The 6,296-nt window shown below is 66.1% G+C and carries 7 protein-coding genes; 1 reads left to right on the top strand and 6 read right to left on the bottom strand.

From position 1 onward, the window contains the following. The 4 genes from AC062T_RS06925 to AC062T_RS06910 form a co-directional block, all read right to left on the bottom strand. Positions 1-873 (bottom strand): DUF3048 domain-containing protein (locus tag AC062T_RS06925; protein ID WP_476028618.1); only part of this gene is annotated, 873 nt, incomplete at its 3' end. Positions 874-960: 87 nt separating this feature from the next. Then, positions 961-1,164: a cold-shock protein gene (locus tag AC062T_RS06920; RefSeq protein ID WP_108515032.1), complete on the bottom strand. Its 204-nt coding sequence runs from the start codon at positions 1,162-1,164 to the stop codon at positions 961-963. Between the two features lie 254 nt (positions 1,165-1,418). Then, positions 1,419-1,991, bottom strand: a complete 573-nt coding sequence (locus tag AC062T_RS06915) for a LytR C-terminal domain-containing protein (protein WP_476028616.1) — start codon at positions 1,989-1,991, stop codon at positions 1,419-1,421. Between the two features lie 62 nt (positions 1,992-2,053). Next, positions 2,054-2,404: a DUF3263 domain-containing protein gene (locus AC062T_RS06910; RefSeq protein ID WP_476028614.1), complete on the bottom strand. Its 351-nt coding sequence runs from the start codon at positions 2,402-2,404 to the stop codon at positions 2,054-2,056. Positions 2,405-2,545: 141 nt separating this feature from the next. On the opposite strand from AC062T_RS06910, the gene AC062T_RS06905 reads away from it, so the two are divergent. Further along, positions 2,546-3,670, top strand: coding sequence for a heme/hemin ABC transporter substrate-binding protein (locus AC062T_RS06905; RefSeq protein ID WP_476028612.1), 1,125 nt, complete (start codon positions 2,546-2,548; stop codon positions 3,668-3,670). On the opposite strand, the gene AC062T_RS06900 is transcribed toward AC062T_RS06905, so the two are convergent. Then, positions 3,667-4,638, bottom strand: a complete 972-nt coding sequence (locus AC062T_RS06900; protein ID WP_476028610.1) for a DUF2332 domain-containing protein — start codon at positions 4,636-4,638, stop codon at positions 3,667-3,669. The two genes, AC062T_RS06905 and AC062T_RS06900, sit on opposite strands and share 4 nt — an antisense overlap. Positions 4,639-4,724: 86 nt before the next feature. After that, positions 4,725-6,296, bottom strand: a 1,572-nt coding sequence (locus AC062T_RS06895) for an HtaA domain-containing protein (RefSeq protein ID WP_476028608.1), incomplete at its 5' end; no start/stop codon positions are given.

Raw genomic sequence — 6,296 nt, 5'->3', positions numbered from 1 at the left:
CTCCCCGCTGCCGATGAGTTCGGTTTTCGGCACGGCGCTCATCGTGACGGGCACGCGCAAGGTCACGACGTTGGTGGCCGCGAGCTGCTGGCCGTCGCTCGCATCGGTGTCGGGCTTGCCATCCTGCCAGCGCAGGAATCGGCTGCTGGCGGCATCCCACGTCCACGATGGGCGGAACTGGGTGGAGAAGGCGAGGTCGAGCGACTGGGTCGGGCTGCCCTCTTTTGCTGCCGTCGACGATGCGGCATCCGCAGCGTAGGCGAACTGCAGCGTCGGGGCGGCGATATCGGAGTGCGCTGCCAAAAACTTGCTCGCCTCGGCGATCACGTTATGGGGCGCTTTGCGATCGCTGGCCCGAAACATGTAGTCGGCCGTATCCGGTTGGCCATGGATGGCGTTGTAGACGGGGGTGTTGCGCATCATACTGACGAACTGCGGCTGGCCTCCCGCATAGAAGATGATGCCACCGAAGGGCGAGGCAATATCGGGGTCCATGGGCCGAATCGAACGCACCGGACCGAACTGTTCGGGCACGGTCGAGTGCCAGACGGCCACGTAACGCGTGATGCCACCCTCGACCAGCTCCTCGAACACAATGTCTGTGGCCGAAAGCCCCAGCTGCGGTCGGGCGCTCCAGTGGTTGTCGATCTTGGCCATGACGGCCGCGTGATCGAGCGAACCCGCCTCGACCGTTGTGCCGCGCAGGGGGGCGATCTGGGTCGGAGCTGGCTGCTCGTACGTGCTCTCGTAGGCGGGCGCAGCCGACTTGGTGACAACAGTCGCCTCCGCCGCGCATCCCGCTGTCATGGCCGTCAACGCAACGAGAATTCCCGCCGCGGCAGCCCTGCTCCCCACCCGCAGTGTCGCAATCACAGGCCACACACTAACGCCGCCCCCGGCGGGAGCGGCGTCAGCTGAGGGGCGCGCCCCCCGATTGGTGCCGGTTATCCCGGCGGTTGTTTAGGCCAGGCGCACTGATTCTGCCTGGGGACCCTTCGATCCTGTTCCGACGTCGAAGACCACCTGCTGGCCCTCTTCGAGAACTTTGTATCCGCTCATGTCGATGGCCGAGTAGTGGACGAAAACGTCCTGTCCTCCGCCTTCGACGGTGATGAATCCGTAGCCCTTTTCAGCGTTGAACCACTTCACGGATCCGTTCGCCATTGTGCAACTCCCTGCTGTGTATCGTCAGCGGCGCACGCGGTACGGCGCCGAGTCGCCGATCCGAACGTAGTTCGGGTCTACCTGGTTCTCGGAGAGATGTGCTGTGGAGCATGCCTCACATGGGAGCCGGATGAGCGACCAGTCCAGATAGTAGCGACGAACTGAGCAAAAGTGGAGAGTTATGTGACGATCCGTCACCCCGTAGACACAGATTAAACAGAGGCGTAATGTTCGCGCCCTCGATCAGGGGTGTTTTAGGCGGCGGGAGCCACGTAGTCGGCACCGATCAGGATCGTGATGGGCGAGGCCGGGTAGTCGTTCGAGAGGCGCGGCTGGCCGACGCCGAGATCGTGCACGAGCTGGAGAACGGCGGCCTCATGCTCGGGGTCACTGTAGTAGATCTGCGTCGTGGCAACGTCGTCGGCAGCGGCGTTTGCCCGGCTGCCAATGCCGAGGGCGGCGCCGCCCCAGCCCTTCTCCTCGAGCGAGTCACCGACAGAGGTCGCAAGGCCCGCGGTTCCGGTGCCATTGAGCACCGTGATGGCGACCTCGGGGTCGAGCGCTGGCTCGACAACGGCGGCGGGATCCTCGCCAGTGCCAGGCGCACCGGCCTCGGCTGAGTTGCCGACTCCGGGAATCGTAAGACCCAGGTCGGGGTTGAGCAGGCTGAGCCCGAAGAGACCGCCGGCGACGAGCACGACAGTCGCCGCTGCGGCCCAGGCCAGACCGATCCAGTGACGAGAGCGAGGAGCAGGGGCACGGTGGGCGCCGACGCGCGTGAGGTCGTCGGGGATGTCGTCGAAACGATCCTTGATGCGGGTGGCCATCGTCTTCCTTCAGGTCTTGTTCGGCCGCGACGCTGGGGCGCAGGCCGAGGTTCCCGCCGCGGTCACAGATCCTCGGGTTCGGCGCCCGCTGAGATCCCCCGCGCGCGCCCGTCCCGAATCCTGCGAAGTCTGCGCACGAGCATCGGGTCGTGCTTGACGGCTGCAGGAGATTCGATCGCGGCGTTCAGCAACTGATAGTAGCGGGCGGAGGTGAGCCCAAGCTCCACGCGAATCGCCTCGTCTTTGACTCCCGCATGCCCCCAGGCTCGTGATTCAAACTGCAGGATGCTGCTGTGCTGCTCCGAGAGCGCGTCGCCGTTGCGTAGATCAGGGCCGTGCAGATCAGCGCCGGGTAGATCAGCGTCGGGTGCAGCCTCGCCCGGTGCATGCTCGGGTTCGCGTGAGTCAGTCATCGCGTCAAGCTTATGCTCGCGGCGGTGGCTCGGCTCATGGCAAAGGCTGCCGAGCCGACCATGGCGCCCCCAGGCGACTTTGGTTAGGATTACCTAACAGCGGCGGTCGCCGCTCGCCGCCCAGCACCCAAGGATTTCCGTTTGTCTACGCGCCTCACGACCCGCCCGATCCTCGCTGTCGTCGCATCCATCGCCAGCATCGCGCTTCTGGCTGGATGCAGCGGCAATAGCGTGGGTGCCGCGCCGCACCCCGAGGCGAGCGACGCATCGGCCCAGCAGGTGCCGCTCTCGGAGCTCGACTTTGTGGAGAACCCGCGCGAGTGGAAGGGCGCATCGACCGCGATGCTCGGCTCGACCTCGATCAAGCCGATCACCAAGGACCCCCAGCAGACGCTGCCAGCGACCGTGACCTCTCACGACCTGAGCGGCGACACGAGCGTGACGGTGACGAGCACGGAGCGCGTTCTGGGGCTCGACATGTCCGGGTCTATCGCCGCCACAATCGTCGGGCTCGGCTTCGCTGACACCCTCGTGGGCCGGGATGTCTCGTCCACCTTCGCCGAGGTCGAGGACCTGCCGGTGGTCACCTCAAGCGGCCACAGCATCAACAACGAGTCGATCATTGCCCTGCGACCCACGCTCGTCATCACCGACGGCTCGGTCGGCCCTGTTGACGTAGTTCTGCAGATGCGCGACGCCGGCATCCCCGTGGTCTTCGTCAACGACACTCCCGGTTTTGCCGGCGTGAGCCAGCTCGCAACCCAGGTGGCCGCGGCATTCGGCGCCCCCGAAACGGGCGCGATGCTCGCCGAAAGCCTGCAGGCCGACATCACCGCCAAGGTTGCCGAGATCGCTGCCATCGCCCCCCAGCACGAGGGCGAGAAGCTGCGGATGCTCTTTCTCTACCTGCGCGGCGGGTCTGGCATCTACTACCTCTTCGGCAAGGAATCCGGCGCCAACGACATCATCAACGGCCTCGGCGGCATCGACGTCGCTACCGAGATCGGCTGGACGGGGATGCAACCCATGACCGATGAGGCCGTAATCGCGGCACGACCCGACCTCATTCTGGTGATGACATCGGGGCTCGAAAGCGCGGGAGGAGTGCAGGGACTGCTCGACACCAAGGTCGCGATCGCCCAGACCCCCGCCGGCATCAACGAGCGGTTCGTTGACATGAACTCGGGCCAGGTGCTCGGCTTCGGCCCGCGCACCGCCAGCGTTCTCGACGCTCTCGCTCGCGCCGTGTACGCGCCCGAGGGCTAGCCGAGCGCGGTCAACTGGTCGCCGTGAGGCGAGCAGAAGGCGATCGGATGCTCGTCGAGCGCGACAACATATCGAGCAGAATGGTCGCCCTGCGGCAGGCGCTCGCGCACCTCTGGCAGCACGCCTGCACCCTCGAGCGATACCCACCGGGCACCCGACTGCCGAATGGCGTCTACTAGCCGCATGCGCTCGGCGAAGGGAATGTAGACGAGCACTCCGGCCGTGACGATCACGGGCATTGTGCCCGGCGGAACGGCCGCGAGGGCATCCGCTAGGCGGTCTATGGCGTCTCCCGCCAGCAGATGCGGTGGGTCTGCTCTGGCGATGTCGATGGCCGCTCGCACCCGGGACAGTCTCTGCCGCTGACCCGGCCACACCATCGAGGTGAGCCACGCGGCATCCCCTTCGTCCGCTGCGTTCAGGGGACGAAGATCAATGCCGCCGCGCCAGGCCACCTGGGGCAGCGCGTGGGGCACGAGGTCGCTCGGGGCCGAGGCTGAGAGCGTGACGGTCGACGGCCCGTCTGAGGGGTCCAGACGTACAGGGGTCTCGGCGTCGTCGTCCGGCGCATAGTCATAAGAAAACCGGTCGACATAGAGGCACAGCCCGGCGGATGCGCCCAGCTCGATGAGGGCGAGCGGCCCGCCAATTCTGGTGAGCGCTGGGAGCAATGCTGCACACCGCTGCGGCTCGTTGGTCTGCATGGGTCGCGCGCGGCACTCGGCCTGTACCTCGGCAGCATGGGCGATCAGAAACCGGGTGAAGTCGCCACTATCGCCCTCTCCCGCGCCCAGGAGTCGGGCGACGGCAAAGACCAGCGGGGGTTGACGTTTCGCCTCGGGCAGCGCGTCAATGATCGCGAGCATGGAGTCGTCGGCGGCCACGGCAGTTGCCCACTGCTCGTATACCTCGGACTGCGACGCCACCTGGCGGGCGAACTCTCGGTACCACTCGGCGGTGTCTCTCACCCCTTCATGATCGCAGGCGACGCGGCGTTAACGGCCGAAGCCCGCCCGGGCGGTCGCTCGGGCGGGCTTCGGGTGGCGAACTAGCGTCAGTTCTGCTTGCGACGCGCCCGCATCAGGAGGGTTGCTACGACTGCGGCGAGGATCACGACGAGAGCGACAAGCAACCACACCACCCAGGTGAGGTCAGGCTGCGCCGAGATCGGGGCAACCGTCGCTTCGTCAGAAGCCTCTTCCGTTGCGGCGACCTCGTCGCATCCGTCGCTCTGGGTGATCGTGATGGTCACGGGGTCGAATGCCTCACCGGCCGAGTAGGTGCCGAACGTCGCCTCGCCGTCGGCGGTGAGCTTGGCAGGAACATCAGCAAACGTGATCTCCCCGTCCTCGTCGGTCTCGGTGGCAGCGGAGAGGTCGAGCTCTACGAAGGAGACGTTGCGCTCATCGATGGTCTCGCCGTCCTGGGTGTCACCGGAGATGTCGAACACCAGAAACGCTGTGTCCCCGTCGAACTTCACGCGGAGGTTCGACAGCATCGTGTTGAGCACACCGCCGTGACCCGTGAAGGTCAGAGTGCCCGGCAGCGCGATCTCGCCGGTCTTCTCGTCGGCGTCGAACGTGCCGGAGCCTGTCTTCCAGAGAAAATCGGGGGTTTCGTATTCGAGACCCTCGCCGACGACCCACTCGCCGTGAGCAATCGATCCGCTGATGTACGCGCGGAAGGACTCCTTGAAGCCCCACGTGACCGTGGCGTTCTCGACGACACAGCTGGCGAGAGCTGCAACCGCTGCCGACCCAAAGTCGACGACCACACCGCGGTCAACCGAGCCCTGGAACGTCAACGTGTGCTCACCCGTGAAGTCGCTGGGCAGTACGCCTGTCCACGTGACGACACCGTTCGCATCCGCCGTGGCGTTGCGGTCGAGCACCGTGGGGGTCGAGTAAAGCACGACCAGGATGCCGGTCTCGTTGGGCTGGAAGCCCGTCGCGCGGATGGTCACCGTGCTGCCGGGAGCAACGTCACCCTCCACGATCTCGGCACCTGTTGTGACGGGAGCCGTGGGAGCAGGCGTTGCCGTTGCCGGGCGCTGGAAGCTCGCGACCATCGCGGAACCGACGGATGCTGTGGCGGGAGCACCGATCGTGAAGGTGACGGGGTCAAGCGCCGTGCCCACCGGGTAGAACGGGCTGCCGGTGAGGGCGAAAACGCTCGTTCCCGCCGCGGTCAGCACTGCGGGCACGCCGGAGTAGGTGACCGCGCCGTTGTTGACGCTCCGGTTTGCCGCAGCCAGGTTCAGGCTTGCGATTGCGAGCTGCGAGCCATTGGCCGTGACGAACAGGGTTCCGGAGGTTGCGGAGTCAACCCGCACAACGGGGTTGGAAATCGTCACGTCGAGGATTCCGGCGTGACCAGTGAACCGAACGGCACCGCTGTAGTTGGAGGTGCCGACTCCGGCCGCCTCGGTGTAGCTGCCGCCGGCCGCCTGGCCGAACACGTAGGAGCCGCCGGATGCGCGTGCACCGCTTGTGCTGATCGTGCCGTGGGCGATCGAGCTGGTGATGTAGCTGCGGAACGAGTCCTTAATGCCCCAGGTGAGCGAGCCGCTCGCGACGGGCGTTACTTCTGCCGGGGTCGTGGTGGGAGGCGTAACAACGGGAGGAGT

The organism is Homoserinimonas sp. (genome assembly GCF_056262345.1).
Note: the sequence above shows the minus strand (reverse complement) of the source record. Positions and strands in the feature narration are given on the sequence as shown.